The following is a 22,503-nucleotide window of genomic DNA, read 5'->3' as shown; positions in this document are numbered from 1 at the left end:
GGCGCCGCGTTTATTCAGGAAACACGCGTTATCGTTGACGTTTTTCGCGAGCAAGCTCGCTCCTACAGTTGACCGTGTTTATTCAAGGAAACGTCGGGGTTGAGCGGGCGACAATCGCTTCCACGTCGACGCCACGCGGCAAGGTGCCGTATACCCGCCCCGACGACTCACCCAACCGGCTGGCGATAAACCCATCGCTGACCGCCGCATTACCCGCCTCCAGCAACAACTTGGCCTGCAACGCCAGGGCAATGTCCTCGGTCAGTTGCCGCGCCCGATACTGGATGTCCTGGGTGTCCATGAACGCCGCCTTCAACTGCTCGATATGCCGCGCCAACTGTTTGTGGCCGTGGCCATCGCCCAGTTCGACAAACAGCACCTCAAGCACACCGGGCTCTTTGGACAGTGCACGCAATACGTCCAGGCACTGCACATTGCCGGAACCTTCCCACGTCGAATTCACCGGTGCCTCGCGGTAAAGGCGCGGCAGGATACTGTCTTCCACATACCCGGCACCGCCCATGCATTCAGCGGCTTCGTTGATCATCGCGGGTGCGCGCTTGCAGATCCAGTATTTGCCCACGGCCGTGACCAGCCGGGCGAATTTGGCTTCATGCGCATCATCCAGATGATCCAGGGCGCGCCCCATGCGCAGGCTCAAGGCCAGGGCCGCTTCGCTTTCCAGGGCCAGGTCGGCCAACACGTTCTGCATCAGCGGCTGCTCGCTGAGCACGCGGCCACCCACCTGGCGATGGGCGCAGTGATGGCTGGCCTGGGTCAGCGCCTGGCGCATCAAGGCGCTGGAGCCGACCATGCAATCGAAGCGCGTCATGGCGACCATTTCGATGATGGTTGGAACGCCGCGGCCTTCTTCGCCGACCATCCACGCCAGGGCGCCGCGAAATTCCACTTCGCTGGAGGCGTTGGAGCAGTTGCCGAGTTTGTTCTTCAAACGCTGGATGTAGAACTCGTTGCGCGTGTCATCCGGGCGGTGCCGAGGCAGCAGGAAACAGGTCAGGCCCTTGTCGGTCTGGGCCAAGGTCAGAAAGCCATCGCACATCGGCGCCGAGCAAAACCACTTATGCCCCACCAGCTCGTAGGCTTGGCCGGGGCCGCCCGCGCCCACGGGGTAAGCGCGGGTGGTGTTGGCGCGCACGTCGGTGCCGCCCTGCTTCTCGGTCATGGCCATGCCGATAGTGGCGCCGGCCTTGTGGGCGATGCCGACATTGCGCGGGTCGTACTGGGTATTGAGGATTTTTGGCAGCCAGAAGTCCGCCAGCGCAGGTTGCAGGCGCAAAGCCGGGACGCAGGCGAAGGTCATGGTCAGCGGGCAGCCGCTGCCAGCTTCGGCCTGGCTGTGCAGGTAGGTCATCGCCGCACGTGCCACATGGGCGCCAGCCTGCGGATGGGCCCACGGCAACGACGGCAGGCCATGTTCGACGGCGGTGCGCATCAGCTCATGATAAGCCGGGTGAAACTCCACCAGGTCGATGCGATGGCCATAACGGTCGTGGCTGCTGAACACCGGCTTGTTCTGGTTGGCCAGGAACCCCGCCACCATCAACGGCCCACCCGCCAGCGCGCCGTAGGCATCCATGCGCGACTCAGCCCAGCCGGCGCCAAAGCGGCGCGACCATTCCTGCAAAGGCACGTCGATGCGATACAGGTTGGTGCCGTCCAGGGACGGTGACTGGTTGGTAACGTCGTGGGTTTCGGCAAACTGATGCAGGTTCATGACGGGCCTCCTGGAAAAAAGGCCACATCGATTTCAGGCTGCCTGTAGGAGCGAGCTTGCTCGCGAAAAACCTGAGAGCAACGCGCTAACCCAGGCGGGGCGCGTTATCGTTGACGTTCTTCGCGAGCAAGCTCGCTCCTACAAAAAAACACAGATCGATTGAGGCCGGTTTTTTCAGTTAAGCACTGCCACTGCGCTTAAAAAAGTGGCATACGCGCCGAATGTTCGGCGCTTTCACCCTCATCCGCGCACAGCACGCTACGCTCAAGCGCCGCCTGCAAAGCATCGAAACGCACCGGTTTGGCCAGCCGGTCCGTCATGCCAATGCCATGGCAGCGCTCACGCTCCGGGCCATTGGGCGAAGTGCTCAGGGCGATCACCGGCAATTCACCGCAGCCGGGCAATGCGCGAATCTGGCAGCACAACGAGAAACCACCCTCAGGCACGTCCAGCAACACAGCGTCGAAGCTGTGCCCTTGCAATGCAGCGAGGGCCGCCGGGCCGCTGTCCACGGTTTTGACCCGATAACCAAGCTTGAGCAACATGCCACGCACCGCCAGTTGGCCCACGCTGTTATCGTCCACCAGCAGCACCGTGCATTCCTGAGGCGCACGCTGTGCAGGCAGCGTTTGCGTGGCGGGCGTCATCTGCTGCGGCAACGAGACGTCCACTTCCAACTGGAAGCGGCTACCTTTACGGGGTTCCGAATGGTGGGTCAGACGCCCGCCCAGCAGTTCGATCAACTGCCGGCAGATCGCCAGGCCTATGCCCAGGCCGCCGTATTCACGCGTCATCGAGCCATCGAGCTGGAAGAAGCGCTGATACAGCGTGGCTTCATCGAGAAAGGCAAAACCGATACCGGTGTCGGTGACGATAAAGCTTAGGTGCAAGGCGCCATCCCCTTGGGGCACGCCCACCACGCGCAAACGCACCGCGCCGACGTGGGTGAATTTGAAGGCGTTATCGAGCAGGCAATCCAGGCACTGGAGCAATTTGTCGGCATCGCCGATCAGCCGATCCGGCACCTCATCGGCCACATCAATGGAAAACGCCAGGCCCTTGCTCTGGGCACTGCCGGTGAACTGCTGGCGCAAGGTGTCGAGCGTGCCGCGCAGGCTGAACACTTGCGGCTGGGCCACCAGGCGACCGGCCTGCAACTCGGTGAGGGTGAGGATGCCGTTGACCATGCGCATCATGTCCCGCGCCGAACCAGCGGCGGTTTGCTGGTATTGCGTCATGTCATCGTCCAATGACACGGTTTGCATCAGCTCCAACGAGCCGATCACACCGTTCATCGGCGTGCGCAGTTCGTGGGTCAGGGTGGCGAGAAATTCGTCTTTGAGGCGGTTGCTGCGGGCCAGTTGCTGGTTGAGCGCTTCGAGTTTCTGGCTGGCATCGAGCAGAATCTGTGCCTGCTGTTCGCGCATGCCGTTGATGCGGTCGGCCAGGGCCAGGGACAACAGCGCCACTTCAATGGCCGAGCCGAGCTGGCTGGCGTACATGGTCAGGAACACGTTAGGCAGGTAACCCAGCACCATCAGGGTATTGACCACCCCGCCGAGCAGAAAGGCCGACCAGGCGATGATGAAATAACGCGCCATGCGCTGCCCGCAATACCAGGCCTTGATGGCCGCCACGAAGATGGTCACGGTAAACACCAGCGCCAGCGCAGTGGCCAGGCGCAGGGCCACGGCGTAGCTGGTCAACAACGCCAGTGCCATCACCAAACCACCACAGGCCGCGAGCGCCAGCAGGATGCGGTTGAGCCAGCGGCTGTGCTGCGCGGTGTGCAGGAAGCTGCGCGCGAACAGGCTGCCGAACAAGGCCGCCGAGCCGATCAGGAAGGGCACCGCGGCATTCGCCCACCACGGGTTGTTCGGCCAGAAGTACTCCACCGCCACACCATTGACCGACAGCTGGTACAGGCCGAACGAGGCGATATAGAGGATGTAATACAGGTAGCTGGTGTCGCGCACGCTCAGGTAGATGAACAGGTTGTAGATCAGCATGCCCAGCAACACACCATAGATGGCGCCGAGCACGTACAAGCGCAGCGGCTGCTCCTCCATGTAGGCGGTGCCGGCCCACAAGGTCAGCGGTGCCTGGATCGAACCTTGGCTTTGCAAGCGCAGGTAGACGGTTTGTTGCTGGTCGGGCAAGAAGCTGAGCTTGAACAGGTAGTTGCTCTGGCTCACCTCTCGGCTGGAAAACGGCAACGCGCTGCCGGTTCGTGCGGTGAGGCGGTAATTCCCGGTGCCGTCGTTCTGGTAAAGGTCCAGGCGATTGAGCGGCGGGTAGGCCAGTTCCAGAAACCAGCTGCGTGGTGCGCGGGGATCTGTGGCGGTGTAGTGCAGGTTGACCTTCAGCCAGAACACCGAGCGTGAATAGCCGGCATTGAGGGTGTCTTTGTCGTGGGTCTTGAACTGGGCGGCATAGGCGGGGGAACTGACATCGGCGATGGTCAGGGCATCGGTTGGGTCTTCGAGCACTTGCATGACCCGGCCCAACGGGAGGCTTCGCGTGTTCTGGTTGAACTCGACGGCGCTGGCGAGCATCGGCAGCCCGCACAATAAAAAAATCAGCAAATAGCGCATAGAGCCCCAGCGTAGCCTGGTCCGGTTGTGTCAAAAGCCCCCCATTCCTTTTGAGAAGACGTACACCGGCGATACAGTAAGTTGTTTGGATGCACTTTAGCATAGCCAGTAAAAGCCATTAGCCACTGTCGGAACTTTTTTTAGAACGGCTCTAGGGCAATGCTTTCAGGCCACTTCATTGCGGTTTTCAGCCACGCAAAGCGACACCGCAGCGGCAAACTTCTGCCATCGCCATACAGCCACGCAAAAAGCGTTTGGTGGTAAGCTCGCGCACCATGAATATCTACTGCTCTCGCCCCGTTGTCCTCTGTCTCTCCGGCCACGACCCCAGTGGTGGCGCCGGCCTGCAGGCAGATATCGAAGCCCTGCTCGCCCAGAGCTGCCACGCGGCCCCGGCCGTCACCGCGTTGACCGTGCAAAACACCGTCAATGTCAGTGACTTCCGCGTGCTTGACCGTGAGTGGGTACTGGCCCAGGCCAATGCCGTGCTCGGCGACTCTGAAGTCGCGGCGGTCAAGCTGGGCATGCTCGGCTCCACCGCGATGGTCGACACTGTGGTCGAACTGCTGCAGGCGCACCCGCATTTGCCGGTGGTCTGCGACCCGGTGCTGCGCGCCGGCGGTGGCGGTAGCCTGGGCAAGGACGAGGTCGGTTATGCGATGCGCGAGCGGCTGCTGCCCTTGTCATTGATCGCCACCCCCAACCTGCCAGAAGCGCGGATCCTCGCGGAACTGCCCGACGGCAGCGCCGACGACTGCGCCGAGAAGCTGTTGCCGTACATCAAGCACCTGCTGATCACCGGCGGCCATGGCGATGAGCACGAAGTGCACAACCGCTTGTACAGCCGCGACGGCACGCGCCAGACCTTTACTTGCCAGCGCTTGCCCGGCAGTTATCACGGCTCGGGTTGCACCTTGGCCAGTGCGCTGGCCGGGCGCATTGCCCAGGGCGAAGGCTTGGCCAGCGCCGTGCAAACGGCCCTCAACTACACGTGGCGTACCCTGCGCGATGCCGAACAACTCGGCCAGGGCCAGTTCGTGCCGCGCCGATTGCCGCTGGATTTCTGCTCGTAACTTATCGCTCGTCAGCAAGGGGTTTGCCCGATGAAACTACGCGGCCTTTACGCCATTACCGACAGCCAGCTGTTGGCCGGCAAATTCCTCGCCTACGTCGAGGCGGCGCTGGACGGTGGCGTCACCCTGTTGCAGTACCGCGACAAGAGCAGTGACGAGGCACGCCGCCTGCGTGAAGCCGAAAAGCTGCATGAGCTGTGCTCGCGCTACAAGACTCAATTGATCATCAACGACGATGCCGAACTGGCCGCGCGCCTGGGCGTCGGCGTGCACCTGGGCCAGACCGACGGCCCGCTGACCCCGGCCCGCGCGCTGCTCGGTTCTAAGGCGATCATCGGCGCCACCTGCCACAGCCAGATCGAACTGGCCGAACAGGCCGCCAAAGAAGGCGCCAGCTATGTCGCCTTCGGCCGCTTCTTCAATTCCACGACCAAACCCGGCGCACCTGCCGCCACCGTTGACATGCTGGCCCAGGCCCGCAAGCGCCTGCACCTGCCGATCTGCGTGATCGGCGGCGTCACCCTGGAAAACGCCGAGCCGCTGGTGGCCCATGGGGCCGACCTGCTCGCCGTGGTCCATGGCCTGTTCGGTGCCGACAGCACCCAGGAAGTCACCCGCCGCGCCCGTGCATTCAACGATCTTCTTAAATCTTCAGTTTAGAGAGCCCGATCATGTCCCGTTCCGAAACCCTGTTTGCCAACGCCCAGAAACACATCCCCGGCGGTGTGAACTCCCCCGTGCGTGCGTTCAAGAGCGTGGGCGGCACGCCGTTGTTCTTCAAGCATGCCGAAGGCGCCTACGTCACCGATGAAGACGACAAGCGCTATGTCGACTACGTCGGCTCCTGGGGCCCGATGATCCTCGGCCACAGCCATCCGGACGTGCTGGACGCGGTGCGCCAGCAACTGCAACACGGCTTGTCCTACGGCGCCCCAACCGCGATGGAAACCGAGATGGCCGACCTGGTCTGCTCGATCGTGCCGTCGATGGAGATGGTGCGCATGGTCAGCTCCGGCACCGAAGCGACCATGAGCGCGATCCGCCTGGCCCGTGGTTTTACCGGCCGTGACAACATCATCAAGTTCGAAGGCTGCTACCACGGCCACTCCGACAGCCTGCTGGTAAAAGCCGGCTCCGGCGCACTGACCCAAGGCGTACCCAATTCCGCTGGCGTACCTGCGGCGTTCGCCAAGCACACCCTGACCCTGCCGTTCAACGACATCGCCGCCGTCGAGCAGATGCTCAGCGAAGTCGGCCAGGACGTGGCGTGCATCATCGTCGAGCCGGTTGCCGGCAACATGAACTGCGTGCCCCCGGCACCGGGTTTCCTTGAGGGCCTGCGCGAGCAGTGCGACAAGCATGGCGTGGTGCTGATTTTTGACGAAGTGATGACCGGTTTCCGGGTCGCCCTTGGTGGCGCCCAGGCTTACTACGGCGTCACGCCGGACCTGAGCACCTTCGGCAAGATCATCGGCGGCGGCATGCCGGTAGGCTGCTTCGGCGGCAAGCGCGAGATCATGCAACACATCGCCCCGCTCGGCCCGGTCTACCAGGCAGGCACCTTGTCGGGTAACCCGCTGGCGATGGCCGCCGGCCTGACCACCCTGCGCTTGATCAGCCGCCCGGGCTTCCACGCCGAGCTGACCGACTACACCACGCGCATGCTCGACGGCCTGCAACAGCGCGCCGACGCCGCCGGCATCCCGTTCGTGACCACCCAGGCCGGTGGCATGTTCGGCCTGTACTTCAGCGGCGCCGACGATATCGTCACCTTCGATGACGTGATGGGCAGCGATGCCGAGCTGTTCAAGCGCTTCTTCCACCTGATGCTCGAAGGCGGTGTGTACCTGGCGCCGAGCGCCTTTGAAGCCGGCTTCACGTCGATCGCCCATGGCGAAGCCGAACTGAAATTGACCCTGGATGCTGCCGAGCGCGCCTTTGCGGCCCTGAAATAAGTGACGGCAACCGCTGACGTTGCCCCTGGCAGCGTCAGATTTGCTACTTTGCTTACAGACAATTCCTGGTTTTTTCGAGAATTGCCCTGCAATCCGGCAGATAACTTGCCCAAGCAGCAGAAAAACGAGTAAAGACTTTGTAAGCAGAGGCCTGCTTATTTCATAATGCGCGCTTATTGGACTCCCTCGAGGGTCCCGCGCCCCGTCAGAGGTAAGTCGATTCCCATGAAACGCACCGGCCGCACCCTGGTTCTGGGCTGCCTGTTGCTCCTTCAACCGCTACTGGCACATGCCCAGGCCGGCGGCAACTCGTTGTTAATCCCAGCGATGGGTCGTTGCACCCTCAATACCCAGCCAGACAGCCAGGCCGAAGCCCTGAGCGCGTGCCAGAAACAGGCCGAGGACGGGGATGCGCAGGCGCAATACGAGTTGGGCGAGTACTACCACGACAGCAAGAACCCGGCCGTTGATCTCAACAAAGCGTTGAGCTATTTCGAGAAAGCCTCGTTGCAGGGCCACGCCCAGGCGCAATACCAGTTGGGCAACATGTTCTTCAAAGGCGAAGGCGTGCCGGCCAACAACGTCCAGGCGTACATCGTGCTGAAAATGGCCGCAGTCAACGGCGCTGAAGACGCACTGGACACCGCCGACGAAGTCGCCGAGCACATGCAGCGCGATGAACTGGAAGTGGCAACCCAGGTGCTGGGGCAGATTTTCCGCAACTACCTGCAAGAACTGCAGAGTGCTGATGGGCGTTCGCCGTTCTCACCCCTGCCCTGATTCTTTGTAGACCTTACATCGCTATCGCAGGCAAGCCAGCTCCCACAGTTGACTGCATTTCAACATGGAAACGCGGTCGAATGTGGGAGCTGGCTTGCCTGCGATAGGCACCACTCGGTCTAAAGCCCTACTTCTCAGGCATCGGCATCGGAAACGGCATCACATTGCTCACGCCCCGAGCCTCACTGATCTTCGGCGTACCCAGGCGCTCGACCTCATCGATGCGCACAATCGAATGCATCGGCACAAAGCTGCGCACCACGCCTTCGAACTGGGCCTTGAGCTTTTCTTCGCCCGGATCGACCACCAATTGGGTGCGCTCGCCAAAGACGAACTCTTCCACCTCCAGGAAGCCCCACAGATCACTTTGATAGATCTGCTTGGCGTACATTTCGAACACCTGGCCCTGGTTGAGGAAAATCACCTTATAGATTGGAGCTTCACGTTTGGTCATGGTGGGCGAACAACACATGGGGATATAAAAGAGGGCGCGAACTATAGCATGGCACCCGATGCACAGCGCTAGGAACCAATGGGCATGCCCCCTATAATGCGCGGTTCTTTACCACCAGTTGACGATTCCCATGGCCAAGAAGCTTTACATCGAAACCCACGGTTGCCAGATGAACGAGTACGACAGCTCGCGCATGGTCGACTTGCTGGGCGAACACCAGGCCCTGGAAGTCACTGCCCGCGCCGAAGATGCCGACGTGATCCTGCTCAATACCTGCTCGATCCGCGAGCGGGCCCAGGACCGTGTGTACTCGCAGCTGGGTCGCTGGCGTGAATTGAAACTGGCCAACCCGGACATGGTGATCGCCGTCGGCGGTTGCGTGGCCAGCCAGGAAGGCGCCGCGATTCGCGACCGCGCGCCCTATGTCGATGTGGTGTTCGGCCCGCAGACCCTGCACCGCCTGCCGGAAATGATCGACGCCGCACGCGTCACCAAGCTGCCGCAGGTGGACGTGTCGTTCCCCGAAATCGAAAAATTCGACCATCTGCCCGAACCGCGCATCGACGGGCCGAGCGCCTATGTGTCGGTGATGGAAGGCTGCAGCAAATACTGCACCTTCTGCGTGGTGCCTTACACCCGTGGCGAAGAAGTCAGCCGGCCGTTTGACGATGTGCTGGCGGAAATCATCCACTTGGCTGAAAACGGCGTGCGCGAAGTGACCTTGCTGGGCCAGAACGTCAACGGCTACCGCGGCCTGACCGATGACGGGCGCCTGGCCGACCTGGCGGAATTGATCCGCGTGGTCGCCGCCGTCGACGGCATCGAGCGCATCCGCTACACCACCTCGCACCCGCTGGAGTTCTCCGACAGCCTGATCCAGGCCCACGCCGAAGTGCCAGAGCTGGTCAAGCACCTGCACTTGCCGGTGCAATCGGGTTCGGACCGCATTCTCTCGGCGATGAAGCGCAACCACACCGCACTGGAATACAAATCCAAACTGCGCAAACTTCGCGCCGCCGTGCCGGGTATCTGCATCAGCTCGGACTTTATCGTCGGCTTCCCGGGTGAAACCGAGAAAGATTTCCAGCAGACCATGAAGCTGATCGAAGACGTCGGTTTCGACTTTTCCTACTCGTTCGTCTACAGCCAGCGCCCAGGCACCCCGGCTGCCGACCTGCTGGATGAAACCCCGGAAGCGTTGAAAAAAGAGCGTTTGAACGCGCTGCAACATCGTCTCAATCAGCAGGGCTTCGAAATCAGCCGACAAATGGTCGGTTCGATCCAGCGCATCCTGGTCACCGATTATTCGAAGAAAGACCCGGGTGAATTGCAGGGGCGTACCGAGAACAACCGGATCGTCAACTTCCGCTGCGACAATCCCACGCTGATCGGCCAGTTTGCCGATGTGCACATTGATGCGGCGCAGCCACACTCGTTGCGTGGCTCGCTGATCAACTGATCTCGCTGACCGGATGAAGATCAAAATGTGGGAGCTGGCTTGCCTTAATGCCAGTCAGTTAAGGCTTTTTTGTAGGAGCGAGCTTGCTCGCGAAAAACTCACCGGCGCCGCGCTCATTCAGCAAACACGCATTATCATTGACGTTTTTCGCGAGCAAGCTCGCTCCTACAGCAGGCAAGCCAACTCCCACAGGGATTTTTCAGGTTTATCGAGAGTGGGGCCAGGTTATTTAAGTGCTTTCGCACACCGACGCCTGGCGTTATTCTCTCTCTCACCTCATCAGCCAAAGGGCGGCTAAAAGCAACCTTGAACGCACCCATAGCAGAACCCCATCGTTTTATCCTCGAGCCTTTTGAGGCTCGCCGTTTCGCCAACCTGTGCGGACAGTTCGACGAGCACCTGCGCCTGATCGAACAACGCCTGAGCATCGAGATCCGCAACCGCGGCAATCAGTTCGAGCTCATTGGTGAACCCCAACACACCACGTCTGCAGAAAACCTGCTGCGCCGTCTCTACCGTGAAACCAAGGGTAGCGAGCTGTCGCCGGAGACCGTGCACCTGTACCTGCAGGAATCGGCTGTGCAAGACCTGGCCAATAACCCGGTGGCCGAAGCCAGCGTGGCCTTGCGTACCAAAAAAGGCATGATTCGCCCACGCGGCTTGAATCAGCAGAAGTACGTCAAGGAAATCCTCGGCAACGACATCAACTTCGGCATCGGCCCGGCCGGTACCGGCAAGACCTACCTGGCAGTGGCCTGCGCCGTCGACGCCCTGGAGCGCGAGCAAGTGCGGCGCATCCTGCTGGTGCGCCCAGCGGTCGAGGCCGGCGAAAAGCTCGGCTTCCTGCCCGGCGACCTGGCCCAGAAGATCGACCCGTACCTGCGCCCGCTCTACGACGCGCTGTACGAAATGCTCGGCTTTGAATACGTGGCCAAGCTGATCGAGCGCCAGGTGATCGAGATCGCCCCGCTGGCCTACATGCGTGGCCGTACGCTCAACAACAGCTTCATCATTCTCGACGAAAGCCAGAACACCACTGTCGAGCAGATGAAGATGTTCCTCACCCGTATCGGTTTCGGCTCAACCGCCGTGATCACGGGCGACATCACCCAGGTCGACCTGCCCAAGGGCACCAAGTCGGGCCTGGGCCAGGTGATCGAGGTGCTCAAGGACGTGCCGGGTATCAGCTTCACGCACTTCATGCCCAAGGACGTGGTACGCCACCCGCTGGTGCAGCGTATTGTCGAAGCCTATGAGCGTTTCGAACACCGCGACGACGCGCCCGCCAAGGACGCTCGCCACGATGCTTGAGCTAGACCTGCAGCTGGCCACCGACGCGCCCGCCCCCAGCGAAGCCCAGTTTCGCCAATGGTGTGAGCTGGCCTTGCGCCAGCGCACCGCCGACTCGGAGCTGACCATTCGTCTGGTGGACGAGGCCGAAGGCCGTGAGCTGAACCACACCTGGCGCCAGAAAGACTACGCCACCAACGTGCTGTCCTTCCCCGCCGATGTGCCCGACGAATTGCTGGATATCCCGCTGCTGGGCGACCTGGTGATCTGCGTCGCGGTGGTCGAGCGAGAAGCTGCCGAACAAGGCAAGGAACTTGAGGCCCATTGGGCCCATCTAGTCATCCACGGCTGCTTGCATCTCTTGGGTTACGACCATATAGACGATGACGAAGCCTGGGAAATGGAAGCGCTGGAACGAACGTTGCTTGCAGAACTGGGTCACCGCGACCCGTATGCAGACGACGAAAGCTGATCAACACTCAACTGTCATATCAAAGGATTTAGAGTAATCGCTATGAGCGAAGACCGATCGAGCAACGGGCAGAAGTCATGGCTGGGTAAACTGACCCAGGCTTTTGCCCACGAGCCGAAAAACCGCCAGGAGCTCTTGGAGCTGCTGCGCGATGCACACCAGAACAAATTGCTGGACAGCGAAGCGCTGGCCATCGTCGAAGGCGCCATTCAGGTGGCTGACCTGCAAGTACGCGACATCATGGTCCCGCGCTCGCAGATGATCAGCATCAAGGCGACCCAGACCCCACGGGAATTCCTCCCGGCCGTGATCGACTCGGCGCACTCGCGCTACCCGGTGATCGGTGAAAGCCATGACGATGTCATGGGTGTCCTGCTGGCCAAGGACCTGCTGCCGTTGATCCTCAAGGAGAACGGTGACAGCTTCAACATCAAGGACCTGCTGCGCCCGGCCACCTTCGTGCCCGAGTCCAAGCGCCTGAATGTGCTGCTGCGCGAGTTCCGCGCCAACCACAATCACATGGCCATTGTGATTGACGAATACGGCGGCGTGGCCGGCCTGGTCACCATCGAGGACGTGCTGGAGCAGATCGTCGGCGACATCGAAGACGAGCACGACGTCGAAGAAGACAGCTACATCAAGCCGCTGCCCAGCGGTGATTTCCTGATCAAGGCGCTGACGCCCATCGAGAACTTCAACGAGTTCTTCGACAGCGAGTTCTCGGACGATGAGTTCGACACCGTCGGCGGCCTGGTGATGAGTGCGTTCGGGCATCTGCCCAAGCGTAATGAAACCACCGAGATCGGCGCCTATCGCTTCCGCATCCTCAATGCTGATAGCCGGCGTATCCATCTGATCCGATTGACACCTATCGCCCGCTAAGGACTGACATGCGCCGTATGATCGCACCCGGCTGGCCCGGTAATTTGCTGGCCGTGGTGGCCGGCGCCATCACAACCCTGGCGCTGGCGCCGTTCGATATCTGGCCGTTGGCGCTGGTAGCGGTCGGCCTGTTCTATATTGGCCTGCGGGAACTCTCGCCCCGCCAGGCCCTGGGCCGTGGCTGGTGTTTCGGCTTCGGCCTGTTTGGCGCCGGTACCAGTTGGATCTACTACAGCATCCACCACTTCGGCGGCGCTTCGGTGCTGCTGGCGGGGTTCCTGATGCTGCTGTTCACCGCCGCCATCGCCTGGTTCTTCGCCCTGCCCGCCTGGCTATGGGCGCGCTGGTTGCGCCGTAACGAAGCACCACTGGCGGACGCATTGACGTTTGCCGCGCTGTGGGTCGGCCAGGAAGCCTTTCGGGGCTGGTTCCTCACCGGCTTCCCGTGGTTGTACTCCGGTTACAGTCAACTCGATGGGCCATTGACCGGCCTCGCGCCATTGGGTGGGATGTGGCTGATTTCCTTCGCCCTCGCACTCACTGCCGCATTGCTGTGCAACCTGCCGCGCCTGCTGGCCAGCAAGCGCAATGCCTTCATCGGCACGGGTCTGTTATTGCTGGTTGCACCCTGGGCCATTGGCCTGGCACTCAAGCATCACGCCTGGACATCACCGTCTGGCGCGCCGCTGAGCGTTGCCGCGATCCAAGGCAACGTCGAGCAAAGCATGAAATGGGACCCGGACCAGCTCAATGCACAGTTGGCGCTGTACCGCGATATGAGCCTGAGTTCCAAGCGTGTCGACTTGCTGGTGTGGCCGGAAACCGCCGTGCCGGTGCTCAAGGAGTCCGTGGAGGGCTACCTGGGCATGATGGGCAAGTTTGCCGCCGACCGGGACAGTGCGCTGATCACCGGAGTACCGATTCGCCAGGAAGTGCACCACCAGAAGCGCTACTTCAACGGCATCACCGTGGTCGGCGAAGGCGACGGCACCTACCTCAAGCAAAAACTGGTGCCGTTTGGCGAGTACGTGCCGCTGCAGGACATGCTGCGTGGGCTGATTGCCTTCTTCGACCTACCCATGTCGGACTTCGCCCGCGGCCCTTCTGACCAGGCCATGCTGCAGGCCAAGGGTTATCAGATTGCGCCGTTCATTTGCTATGAAGTGGTATACCCCGAATTCGCCGCCGGCCTGTCGGCCCAGAGCGACCTGCTGCTGACCATCAGCAACGACACCTGGTTCGGCCGCTCCATCGGCCCGCTGCAGCACCTGCAAATGGCGCAAATGCGTGCATTGGAGGCTGGCCGCTGGATGATCCGCGCCACTAACAACGGCGTGACCGGGCTGATCAACCCCTTTGGGCAGATCACCGCGCAGATCCCGCAGTTCGAGCGTGGCATTCTCTATGGGGAGGTGGTGCCGATGCACAACCTCACGCCATACCTGCAATGGCGCTCGTGGCCGTTGATCATTGTGTGCCTGGCATTGTTTGGCTGGGCTCTGCTGGCTGCACGAATGTCCAAAACGCTCTGAACTGCGGGAGCTGGCTTGCCTGCGATAGCCATAGGTATCTACACAACACTGTAACGCTCAACGGTAACCACGATGCGAAGCGAGCCGCTCTTGATCTTGCTCTTGATCTGCTTTTGATCTCAGGCGCCCCGTTAAACCACGCTGGCCGGAATTCGACAGGGATTTGGGGGGTAAACCGGCAGGGATGCCGGTTTAGCCGCCCCGCGCCATGGATGGCGCGTGGCGGCGGCCCCCCAAATCACTGGCGAATTACGGGCACACCGAGCCTAGGCGAGGTGCCGAGTGGTGGGGCAAGAGCGTTTTGCTTACTTTTGCGCTTTTCAAAAGTGAGCCGCCGTCAGGGCGGAACCCTAAGTGGCCGTTACCGCAGCAATGGATATGTACACGGTCCAACTGTGTTGACTGTCATGCCGTCTTCGCAGGCAAGCCAGCTCCCACATTTGGATCGCGGTGCGTCAGTTAGAACAGCGTCGGCTATCCGGTCGTCACGGGAGCAAGCTCCCTCGCCACAAGTTCAGCGTCGCAGCAGAATTGTGTAGATACCTATGCTGCGATAGCGGTGTATCAGTGCCCTGAGTGTTCAATGACCCACCGCCATCGCAGGCAAGCCAGCTCCCCCAATTGATCTCCTGTGTTGCACCTATCGGTAGAACAACCGATACCCCACCTGCCCCACCGCCTCATTGATCAACTGCCCGCTTTGCCACACCGCCTTGACGTCCGGCATCCAGCCACCCAGCGGCCGGCCATGGTCCACACCCAAAAAGCCCACCGGCCCCGGCACCACGGTGAAGCCGGCTTTCTCAAAGCTCCACACCGAACGCGGCATGTGCCAGGCCTGGGTCACCACCACCACCCGCTTGATACCTTGCGGCAACAAAATCTCGGCGCTCATCTGGGCGTTTTCCCAGGTGGTGCGGCTGCGCTCTTCTTTCCAGCGCACGCTAACGCCGAAATCATCCTGCATCGACACCGCCATCAGCTCGGCCTCACTGGGCGGCGTGCCGTAGTGCAAGCCGCCGCTGGTCAGCACCGGCAAACCGGATGCCTTGGCCAGCCGCGCGGCAAAACGCTCACGCTCCAGGCCAATACCGGTGGGCTGGTCGCTGCCCCACGCAATGTCCCCACGCTCGCGCCCCGAGCCCAGCACCACAATCGCGTCGGCACGCTGGGCCAATGTAGCCCAGTCTTCCCGGGCCAAAGGCGGCTCTGTCTCCAGGGCACGGGCGCCCCACTGCACCATCACGGGCAGGCTGATCAACCACATCCCGCCAAGCCCCAGGGCAAAACACAAGCCCGCCAGGCGCGGACGGCTGTGGCGAAACCACCAGGCACACGCCAACAACAGCAGAAAAATACCGGGCGGCAACAACAGTTGTTTAATGAAATAACGAAAAGGCATCGGGCATCTCCAAAGATGCCCGAAGCCTAGATGCAACGGGGTTTTGCAACAATCCTTACCGACAACATTTTGATAACGCTAACGGATAACGCGGGGCTCACTTGCACCGCACGGACCGCAAGTTCTCTGGCCCGCGGCCGGTCGCCAGGTCTTTGAGCCAGATGACCTTGGCCGAATGAGCGGGCGGGGAAGCCTGCCCATGGGAGGCGCGGTCGTGATTCAACGCCAGGTAGTTATTGATCAATTCAAGCTCCGCCTGGCTCAAGCCTCGCAACTCCAGCTCCAGAGGCCGTTCATCACGCAATCGGCCTGCGGTTCTTGCGGCATCCAATGCCCGACCCAAACGGTCGATCAATCCCTCATACAACTGCGGTTTCGTTAAAGTTCGCTGCGATTCAACCATCCCCTCACCTCATTGAAGAAATACTTGCTCCCCACTAAACAGCGTAGCCCCCGTTGCTGCGCCTGCCCGGTGCCGCGACAGACGGCCCTTGCCGCGCAATCAGGGTTTCCCTCGATAGAGTGGGGTCATGTATGCTACGGCGCTTCCTGTAACTCCACTTCCCGCAGGGTTTGGGCACGGACGCGCCGCTTCTTGGTGTCGAACAACCCGGACAGTGCACCGAAGAGGATTAGGCCACCCCTATCCAGTTCAAAAGTAGCCATGCACGAACAATATCAGCCCCGTGAAATAGAAAATGCCGCCCAAACCTTCTGGGACGAGCAAAAGTCCTTTGAAGTCAGTGAACAGCCAGGCAAGGAGACGTACTACTGCCTATCGATGTTCCCTTACCCCAGCGGCAAGCTACACATGGGGCACGTGCGCAACTACACCATCGGCGACGTGATTTCGCGCTACCAGCGCATGCTCGGCAAGAACGTGTTGCAACCCATGGGTTGGGACGCCTTCGGCATGCCGGCAGAAAACGCCGCGATGAAAAACAACGTGGCGCCCGCCAAGTGGACCTACGAAAACATCGCCTACATGAAGACCCAGCTGCGCAGCCTGGGCCTGGCGGTGGACTGGTCCCGCGAGGTCACCACCTGCAAGCCCGATTACTACCGCTGGGAACAATGGCTGTTCACTCGCCTGTTCGAAAAAGGCGTGATCTACAAAAAAAGCGGCACCGTGAACTGGGACCCGATCGACCAGACCGTACTGGCCAACGAACAGGTCATCGACGGTCGTGGCTGGCGTTCCGGCGCGCTGATCGAAAAGCGCGAAATCCCGATGTACTACTTCAAGATCACCGCCTACGCGGATGAACTGTTGTCGAGCCTCGACGATCTGCCGGGCTGGCCTGAACAGGTCAAGACCATGCAGCGCAACTGGATTGGTAAATCCAAGGGCATGGAAGTGCAGTTCCCGTACAACGTCGACTCCATCGGCGAAGCGGGCGCACTGAAAGTGTTCACCACCCGCCCCGATACCCTGATGGGCGCGACCTACGTCGCCGTGGCCGCCGAGCACCCGCTGGCCACCCAGGCCGCACAGAACAACCCTGAGCTGCAGGCATTCATCGCTGAATGCAAAGGCGGCAGCGTGGCCGAAGCCGACGTCGCCACCCAGGAGAAAAAAGGCCTGCCCACCGGCCTGTTCGTCGAGCACCCGCTGACCGGCGAGAAGCTGCCGGTATGGGTCGCCAACTACGTATTGATGCACTACGGCGATGGCGCCGTCATGGCGGTGCCGGCCCACGACGAGCGCGATTTTGAATTCGCCACCAAATACAACCTGCCGATCAAGTCGGTCGTGCGCACCAGCTCGGGTGACACCAACCCCGCTCCGTGGCAAGACGCCTACGGCGAGCACGGCACGCTGATCAACTCCGGCGAATTCGACGGCCTGGATTTCCAGGGCGCGTTCGACGCCATGGAAGTGGCCCTGATCAAGAAAAACCTCGGCGCCTCGCGCACCCAGTTCCGCCTGCGCGACTGGGGCATCAGCCGCCAGCGCTACTGGGGCTGCCCGATCCCGATCATCCACTGCCAAACCTGTGGTGACGTGCCGGTGCCAGAAGACCAACTGCCGGTCGTGCTGCCAGAAGACGTAGTGCCGGATGGCGCTGGCTCGCCGTTGGCACGCATGCCTGAGTTCTACGAGTGCAGTTGCCCTAAATGCGGCGCGCCGGCCAAGCGTGAAACCGACACCATGGACACCTTCGTCGAGTCCTCGTGGTACTACGCTCGTTATGCCTCGCCGCACTATGAAGGTGGCCTGGTGGAGAAATCCGCAGCCGACCATTGGTTGCCGGTGGATCAGTACATCGGTGGCATCGAACACGCCATCCTCCACCTGCTGTACGCGCGCTTCTTCCACAAGCTGATGCGTGACGAAGGCCTGGTGAGCTCCGATGAGCCGTTCAAGAACCTGCTGACCCAGGGCATGGTGATCGCCGATACTTACTATCGTCGCGAAGCCAATGGCGCCTACACCTGGTTCAACCCGGCGGATGTCGAGCTTGAGCGTGACAGCAAAGCCAAGGTCATCAGCGCCAAGTTGAAAGCCGACGGCCTGCCAGTGGAAATCGGCGGCACCGAGAAGATGGCCAAGTCCAAGAACAACGGCGTCGACCCACAGTCGATGATCGATCAGTTCGGCGCCGACACCTGCCGCCTGTTCATGATGTTCGCCTCGCCGCCTGACATGAGCGCCGAATGGTCCGACTCGGGTGTCGAAGGCTCGCACCGTTTCCTCAAGCGCGTCTGGCGCCTGGCCCACGCCCATGTCAGCCAGGGCCTGCCGGGCAAGCTGGACCTCGGCGCCTTGAACGACGAGCAGAAAGCCGTGCGTCGCAGCATCCACCTGGCTATCCGCCAGGCCAGCCAGGACGTCGGGCAGAACCACAAATTCAACACCGCCATCGCCCAGGTGATGACGCTGATGAACGTGCTGGAAAAAGCCCCGCAGGCGACCGAACAAGACCGTGCGCTGATCCAGGAAGGCCTGGAAACAGTTACCCTGTTGCTCGCGCCGATCACGCCGCACATCAGCCATGAACTGTGGAGCCGCCTGGGCCACAGCGGTGCCGTCATTGATGCCGCCTGGCCGGTGCAAGATGACAGCGCCCTGGTGCAGGACACGCTGCAACTGGTCATCCAGGTTAACGGTAAACTGCGTGGCCAGATCGACATGCCAGCCAGCGCCAGCCGTGAAGAGGTTGAAGCGGCTGCACGTATCAATGAGAACGTGCTGCGCTTTACCGAAGGCCTGACCATCCGCAAGGTGATCGTGGTGCCCGGCAAACTGGTCAATATCGTCGCCAGCTAAATCGGATCGGGCGCGGGGCTTGGGCCCCGCGCCGAACTAAACCTTTAGGGCCCGAGAAGGCCCACCTGGTTTCAAGGGGAGCAACAAAATGATCAAACGCAATCTGCTGGTTATGAGCCTTGCCGTGCTGTTGAGCGCTTGCGGCTTCCAGCTGCGCGGCACCGGCACCAATGAGCTGTCGCTCAAGGAACTCGACGTCAGCGCCCGCAACGCCTACGGCGAAACCGTCACCCAACTGCGCCAGACCCTGGAAAACAGCGGTGTGCACGTGTACAACGGCGCGACCTACAAACTGATCCTGACGGATGAGCGCGAAACCCAGCGCAATATCAGCTACGCCAGTGCTGGCCGTGCGTCCGACGTCGAGCTGAACACGGCGCTGATGTTCGAAATACAAGGCCGTGATCAGTTGCCGCTGATGGGTGACAAGATCCAGGTGCAGAAAGTGGTGAGCCACGACGGCAACAACCTCGTGGGTTCGGACTCCGAGACCATCCAGGTGCGCAAGGAAATGCGTCGTGAGCTGATCCAGCGCATGATGACTCGCCTGCAAATGCTCACCCCGGAAAAACTGGCTGAGCTGCAGCAAGTGGCCGACAACAAGGCCAAGGCTGACGCCGACGCCCTGAAAGCCGCGCAGGAATATGAAGACAACACGCCGAAACAGTCGCCTGTTGAAGTCCCTGTCGAGTAAGCCAGACGGGGCGCCCCTGGCGCCCCGTTCGCCCCGCCTATGAAACTTGCCCCCGCCCAACTCGCCAAACACCTGCAAGGTGGCCTTGCGCCTGTGTACATCGTCAGCGGCGATGACCCGTTGTTGTGCCAGGAAGCGGCCGACGCTATCCGCACCGCCGCACGCCAGCAAGGTTTCGATGAACGCCAAGTGTTCAGCGCCGACGCCAGTTTCGACTGGGGCACGCTGCTGCAAGCTGGCGCGAGCATGTCGCTGTTTGCCGAGAAACGCCTTCTGGAACTGCGCCTGCCCTCGGGCAAGCCGGGCGATAAAGGCGCGGCGGCCTTGATGGAATACTGCTCGCGCCCTGCCGAAGACACCGTGTTGCTGATCAGCCTGCCCAAGCTCGACGGCAGCGCGCAGAAAACCAAGTGGGGCAAGGCCCTGGTCGAAGGTCCACAGACTCAGTTCATCCAGATCTGGCCGGTGGACAGCAACCAGTTGCCACAGTGGATTCGCCAGCGCCTATCCCAATCAGGCCTGGCGGCAACACAGGACGCCGTGGAGCTGATCGCCGCTCGGGTCGAAGGCAACCTGCTTGCCGCCGCCCAGGAGATCGAAAAGCTCAAGTTGATGGCTGAAGACGGGCAGATCACCGTCGAAACCGTGCAAGGCGCAGTGGCCGATAGCGCGCGCTTTGATGTGTTCGGCCTGGTGGACGCCATCCTCAACGGCGAGCCCGCCCACGCCCTGCGCATGCTCGAAGGCCTGCGCGGCGAAGGGGTGGAACCACCGGTGATTCTCTGGGCCCTGGCCCGTGAGTTGCGCGTGCTGGCGAACATTGCCCTGCAATACAGCCAGGGCACACCGCTGGATAAATGCTTCAGCCAGGCCCGGCCACCGGTGTGGGACAAGCGCAAACCCCTGATGAGCAAAGCCCTGCAACGGCACTCGGCGCAACGCTGGGCGCAACTGCTGCTGGAAGCGCAGCGCATCGATGCACAGATCAAAGGCCAGGCAGCCGGTTCTCCGTGGATGAGCCTAAGCCGTCTGTCGCTGTTGATGGCAGGCCAGCGCCTGGCGTTGCCTGCCGAGTAACCCCGCTAAACCCAATGTAGGAGCGAGCTTACTCGCGAAAAACTCACAGGCGCCGCGTTCATTCAGGAAATACGCGTTATCGTTGACGTTTTTCGCGAGCAAGCTCGCTCCTACAGGGGCTTTACAGCCAGCCCACTTCGGCAGATGATTTGCACCGCTGCATTCCACCCCCAAGCGAGAGAACCTACCATGAGCAAAAAGCCATCCAAGCATGGCCCCAACAAGGCCAAATCCATCATCGCCCAGCCCTTGTTCCGCAGCCGCCAGGAACGCGCCGGCAAAGGCAAAGGCAGCTACCGCCGCGAAGCCTTCCAGTCTAATAGCTGGGAGGCTTCTTACTTTCTGGCTGCCTGAAGGCAAGCGCCCCTCTGGCATGATAAGGTCTGTACCTGATTGGTAATCCCTGGACCTGTGCATGCCCTCTAGTCTTTCCCGTCGTTGGCACCTACGCCAATTGATCGCTGCCTCCAGCCTCATTCTGCTCGTCGCCTGCGCCGAAAAGCCCACGGCTGCGGACGCTCAACCCCTGCCCAAGCTCCAGACGGCCCCGGCTATCGCGCCCGCCGTGGTGGCCCCATTGGCAGTGGACAATCTCGATATCCAACCCACCCAGACCTTTGCCGAATGGCAGGCTGGCTTCCGTGCTCAAGCGCTGCAAGCCGGGATCACTGCGGCCGTGTTCGATAACGCTTTTGCCGGTGTCACCCCTGATATGGCGGTGATTCGCGCCGACCGCAGCCAACCGGAGTTTTCCCGCCCGGTGTGGGAATACCTCGACGGTGCACTGTCGCCGGTGCGCGTGCGCAATGGTCAGGCACTGCTGGTCAAGTACGCCGATATTCTGCAAAGCATCGAGCAACGCTATGGCGTCGACCGCCAGGCGCTGGTCTCGGTGTGGGGCATGGAGAGCAACTTTGGCGCTTTCCAGGGCAATAACTCGGTGATCCGCTCCCTGGCCACCCTGGCCTATGAAGGCCGTCGTCCAGCCTTTGCACAAGCGCAACTGCTGGCAGCCCTGCAGATCATCCAGCATGGCGATATTCAGGCCGACCAGATGAAAGGTTCCTGGGCTGGCGCTATGGGCCAGACTCAGTTTATCCCGACAACCTATAACACCCATGCGGTGGACTTTGACGGTGACGGCCGCCGCGATATCTGGAACAGCCCGTCCGACGCCCTCGCCTCCACCGCGCACTACCTGCAAAGCTCCGGCTGGCAGAAAGGCCAGCCATGGGGCGTTGAAGTGCAGCCGCTGCCGTCGGGCTTCGACTACAGCCTGGCCGATGGCGGCGTGCGCAAGACCGTGGCGCAATGGCTGCAACTGGGCATCCAACTGCCGCCTGGCGTGAGCCTGCCGGCCAATGTCGACCAGTTGTCCGCCGCCCTGCTGCTGCCGGCCGGCTACCGTGGTCCGGCGTTCCTGGTGCTGGATAACTTCCGCGCGATCCTCAAGTACAACAATTCGTCGTCCTATGCACTGGCGGTTGGCCTGCTGTCGGAGCGATTTGGCGGTGGCGGTGTGATTCGGGGCAGTTGGCCAAAAGATGAGCTGCCATTGAGCCGCTCGCAACGCATTGACCTGCAGACGGCGCTCAGCGCCAAGGGCTACGACGCGGGTAATGCCGACGGGATTATTGGCGCCAACACGCGCAAGGCGATTCGGGCGGCGCAGCAGGCGCTGGGCTGGCCGGCGGATGGGTATCCGACGGTGAAGTTGCTGGAGTCGCTGCAGAGCCAATAGATCGTTGTATCGCTCCCACGCTCTGCGTGGGAGCGCGGCCTTGGACGCTCCGCGTCCGCGGCTGGAGAGGGTGACGCAGAGCGTCACTGGAG

At 61.4% G+C, this 22,503-nt stretch carries 19 protein-coding genes; 14 read left to right on the top strand and 5 right to left on the bottom strand.

Annotated elements, in window-relative coordinates; translation table 11 throughout:
* Positions 1 to 82: 82 nt before the first annotated feature.
* Both CRN80_RS12870 and CRN80_RS12865 read right to left on the bottom strand, forming a co-directional pair.
* The gene (locus CRN80_RS12870) at positions 83 to 1,735 is read right to left on the bottom strand and encodes an acyl-CoA dehydrogenase family protein (protein ID WP_098950286.1); all 1,653 of its coding nucleotides are present in this window, start codon (positions 1,733 to 1,735) and stop codon (positions 83 to 85) included.
* A 197-nt stretch (positions 1,736 to 1,932) separates the two neighbouring features.
* On the bottom strand, positions 1,933 to 4,329 hold the full coding sequence (locus CRN80_RS12865) for a hybrid sensor histidine kinase/response regulator (RefSeq protein ID WP_098950285.1): 2,397 nt from the start codon (positions 4,327 to 4,329) through the stop codon (positions 1,933 to 1,935).
* 275 nt (positions 4,330 to 4,604) lie between these two features.
* Between CRN80_RS12865 and CRN80_RS12860 the strand changes: the two genes are divergently transcribed.
* The 4 genes from CRN80_RS12860 (at position 4,605) to CRN80_RS12845 (ending at position 8,137) form a co-directional block, all read left to right on the top strand.
* Entirely contained in the window at positions 4,605 to 5,402 is a 798-nt protein-coding gene (locus tag CRN80_RS12860) for a hydroxymethylpyrimidine/phosphomethylpyrimidine kinase (protein WP_098950284.1), read from the top strand.
* 30 nt (positions 5,403 to 5,432) lie between these two features.
* On the top strand, positions 5,433 to 6,062 hold the full coding sequence (gene thiE, locus CRN80_RS12855) for a thiamine phosphate synthase (protein ID WP_078803893.1): 630 nt from the start codon (positions 5,433 to 5,435) through the stop codon (positions 6,060 to 6,062).
* 11 nt (positions 6,063 to 6,073) lie between these two features.
* The gene (gene hemL, locus CRN80_RS12850; RefSeq protein ID WP_098950283.1) at positions 6,074 to 7,357 is read left to right on the top strand and encodes a glutamate-1-semialdehyde 2,1-aminomutase; all 1,284 of its coding nucleotides are present in this window, start codon (positions 6,074 to 6,076) and stop codon (positions 7,355 to 7,357) included.
* Positions 7,358 to 7,582: 225 nt separating this feature from the next.
* Positions 7,583 to 8,137, top strand: coding sequence for a tetratricopeptide repeat protein (locus tag CRN80_RS12845; RefSeq protein ID WP_003194434.1), 555 nt, complete (start codon positions 7,583 to 7,585; stop codon positions 8,135 to 8,137).
* A 127-nt stretch (positions 8,138 to 8,264) separates the two neighbouring features.
* Here the strand turns inward: CRN80_RS12845 and CRN80_RS12840 are convergent, their stop codons facing one another.
* Positions 8,265 to 8,591: a DUF1820 family protein gene (locus CRN80_RS12840; RefSeq protein ID WP_003236992.1), complete on the bottom strand. Its 327-nt coding sequence runs from the start codon at positions 8,589 to 8,591 to the stop codon at positions 8,265 to 8,267.
* A gap of 130 nt (positions 8,592 to 8,721) precedes the next feature.
* Between CRN80_RS12840 and miaB the strand changes: the two genes are divergently transcribed.
* The 5 genes from miaB to lnt all read left to right on the top strand — a co-directional run bounded on the left by miaB (position 8,722) and on the right by lnt (position 14,226).
* Entirely contained in the window at positions 8,722 to 10,050 is a 1,329-nt protein-coding gene (gene miaB / locus CRN80_RS12835; RefSeq protein ID WP_044268938.1) for a tRNA (N6-isopentenyl adenosine(37)-C2)-methylthiotransferase MiaB, read from the top strand.
* A 306-nt stretch (positions 10,051 to 10,356) separates the two neighbouring features.
* On the top strand, positions 10,357 to 11,361 hold the full coding sequence (locus CRN80_RS12830; protein WP_003194440.1) for a PhoH family protein: 1,005 nt from the start codon (positions 10,357 to 10,359) through the stop codon (positions 11,359 to 11,361).
* A complete protein-coding gene (gene ybeY / locus CRN80_RS12825; RefSeq protein WP_044268940.1) occupies positions 11,354 to 11,812 on the top strand; it encodes an rRNA maturation RNase YbeY in 459 nt (152 codons plus the stop codon). Before CRN80_RS12830 ends, ybeY begins: the two co-directional genes overlap by 8 nt.
* Before the next feature lie 42 nt (positions 11,813 to 11,854).
* Positions 11,855 to 12,694, top strand: coding sequence for an HlyC/CorC family transporter (locus CRN80_RS12820; RefSeq protein ID WP_003194444.1), 840 nt, complete (start codon positions 11,855 to 11,857; stop codon positions 12,692 to 12,694).
* 8 nt (positions 12,695 to 12,702) lie between these two features.
* Positions 12,703 to 14,226, top strand: coding sequence for an apolipoprotein N-acyltransferase (gene lnt / locus CRN80_RS12815; protein WP_098950282.1), 1,524 nt, complete (start codon positions 12,703 to 12,705; stop codon positions 14,224 to 14,226).
* Between the two features lie 640 nt (positions 14,227 to 14,866).
* Here the strand turns inward: lnt and CRN80_RS12805 are convergent.
* Together CRN80_RS12805 and CRN80_RS12800 are read right to left on the bottom strand one after the other, a co-directional pair.
* Positions 14,867 to 15,628 carry a YdcF family protein gene (locus CRN80_RS12805; RefSeq protein WP_098950280.1) on the bottom strand — a complete coding sequence of 254 codons (762 nt, stop codon included), beginning with the start codon at positions 15,626 to 15,628 and terminating at the stop codon, positions 14,867 to 14,869.
* Positions 15,629 to 15,725: 97 nt separating this feature from the next.
* Positions 15,726 to 16,031, bottom strand: coding sequence for a hypothetical protein (locus tag CRN80_RS12800; RefSeq protein WP_098950279.1), 306 nt, complete (start codon positions 16,029 to 16,031; stop codon positions 15,726 to 15,728).
* 261 nt (positions 16,032 to 16,292) lie between these two features.
* Between CRN80_RS12800 and leuS the strand changes: the two genes are divergently transcribed.
* The 5 genes from leuS to CRN80_RS12775 all read left to right on the top strand — a co-directional run bounded on the left by leuS (position 16,293) and on the right by CRN80_RS12775 (position 22,411).
* The gene (leuS, locus tag CRN80_RS12795; RefSeq protein ID WP_032895163.1) at positions 16,293 to 18,899 is read left to right on the top strand and encodes a leucine--tRNA ligase; all 2,607 of its coding nucleotides are present in this window, start codon (positions 16,293 to 16,295) and stop codon (positions 18,897 to 18,899) included.
* Positions 18,900 to 18,987: 88 nt separating this feature from the next.
* On the top strand, positions 18,988 to 19,593 hold the full coding sequence (gene lptE, locus CRN80_RS12790) for an LPS assembly lipoprotein LptE (RefSeq protein WP_098950278.1): 606 nt from the start codon (positions 18,988 to 18,990) through the stop codon (positions 19,591 to 19,593).
* A 39-nt stretch (positions 19,594 to 19,632) separates the two neighbouring features.
* Positions 19,633 to 20,670, top strand: a complete 1,038-nt coding sequence (gene holA, locus CRN80_RS12785; RefSeq protein ID WP_032895162.1) for a DNA polymerase III subunit delta — start codon at positions 19,633 to 19,635, stop codon at positions 20,668 to 20,670.
* Between the two features lie 189 nt (positions 20,671 to 20,859).
* The gene (arfA, locus tag CRN80_RS12780) at positions 20,860 to 21,024 is read left to right on the top strand and encodes an alternative ribosome rescue factor ArfA (RefSeq protein ID WP_003176285.1); all 165 of its coding nucleotides are present in this window, start codon (positions 20,860 to 20,862) and stop codon (positions 21,022 to 21,024) included.
* A 61-nt stretch (positions 21,025 to 21,085) separates the two neighbouring features.
* On the top strand, positions 21,086 to 22,411 hold the full coding sequence (locus CRN80_RS12775; protein WP_098950277.1) for a lytic murein transglycosylase: 1,326 nt from the start codon (positions 21,086 to 21,088) through the stop codon (positions 22,409 to 22,411).
* Positions 22,412 to 22,503: the final 92 nt, after the last annotated feature.

The organism is Pseudomonas sp. FDAARGOS_380 (assembly GCF_002591235.1).
GTDB lineage: Bacteria > Pseudomonadota > Gammaproteobacteria > Pseudomonadales > Pseudomonadaceae > Aquipseudomonas > Aquipseudomonas salmasensis.
This window is presented reverse-complemented; position numbering and strand designations above follow the sequence as displayed.

Excerpts from the sequence above, each read along its gene's own strand:
- holA (WP_032895162.1), top strand. The coding sequence starts at position 19,633 with ATGAAACTTGCCCCCGCCCAACTCGCCAAACACCTGCAAGGTGGCCTT.
- leuS (WP_032895163.1), top strand. The coding sequence starts at position 16,293 with ATGCACGAACAATATCAGCCCCGTGAAATAGAAAATGCCGCCCAAACC.
- arfA (WP_003176285.1), top strand. The coding sequence starts at position 20,860 with ATGAGCAAAAAGCCATCCAAGCATGGCCCCAACAAGGCCAAATCCATC.
- hemL (WP_098950283.1), top strand. The coding sequence starts at position 6,074 with ATGTCCCGTTCCGAAACCCTGTTTGCCAACGCCCAGAAACACATCCCC.
- CRN80_RS12805 (WP_098950280.1), bottom strand. The coding sequence starts at position 15,628 with ATGCCTTTTCGTTATTTCATTAAACAACTGTTGTTGCCGCCCGGTATT.
- CRN80_RS12860 (WP_098950284.1), top strand. The coding sequence starts at position 4,605 with ATGAATATCTACTGCTCTCGCCCCGTTGTCCTCTGTCTCTCCGGCCAC.
- CRN80_RS12865 (WP_098950285.1), bottom strand. The coding sequence starts at position 4,329 with ATGCGCTATTTGCTGATTTTTTTATTGTGCGGGCTGCCGATGCTCGCC.
- lnt (WP_098950282.1), top strand. The coding sequence starts at position 12,703 with ATGCGCCGTATGATCGCACCCGGCTGGCCCGGTAATTTGCTGGCCGTG.
- CRN80_RS12800 (WP_098950279.1), bottom strand. The coding sequence starts at position 16,031 with ATGGTTGAATCGCAGCGAACTTTAACGAAACCGCAGTTGTATGAGGGA.
- miaB (WP_044268938.1), top strand. The coding sequence starts at position 8,722 with ATGGCCAAGAAGCTTTACATCGAAACCCACGGTTGCCAGATGAACGAG.
- thiE (WP_078803893.1), top strand. The coding sequence starts at position 5,433 with ATGAAACTACGCGGCCTTTACGCCATTACCGACAGCCAGCTGTTGGCC.
- CRN80_RS12845 (WP_003194434.1), top strand. The coding sequence starts at position 7,583 with ATGAAACGCACCGGCCGCACCCTGGTTCTGGGCTGCCTGTTGCTCCTT.
- CRN80_RS12870 (WP_098950286.1), bottom strand. The coding sequence starts at position 1,735 with ATGAACCTGCATCAGTTTGCCGAAACCCACGACGTTACCAACCAGTCA.
- CRN80_RS12840 (WP_003236992.1), bottom strand. The coding sequence starts at position 8,591 with ATGACCAAACGTGAAGCTCCAATCTATAAGGTGATTTTCCTCAACCAG.
- lptE (WP_098950278.1), top strand. The coding sequence starts at position 18,988 with ATGATCAAACGCAATCTGCTGGTTATGAGCCTTGCCGTGCTGTTGAGC.
- CRN80_RS12820 (WP_003194444.1), top strand. The coding sequence starts at position 11,855 with ATGAGCGAAGACCGATCGAGCAACGGGCAGAAGTCATGGCTGGGTAAA.
- CRN80_RS12775 (WP_098950277.1), top strand. The coding sequence starts at position 21,086 with ATGCCCTCTAGTCTTTCCCGTCGTTGGCACCTACGCCAATTGATCGCT.
- ybeY (WP_044268940.1), top strand. The coding sequence starts at position 11,354 with ATGCTTGAGCTAGACCTGCAGCTGGCCACCGACGCGCCCGCCCCCAGC.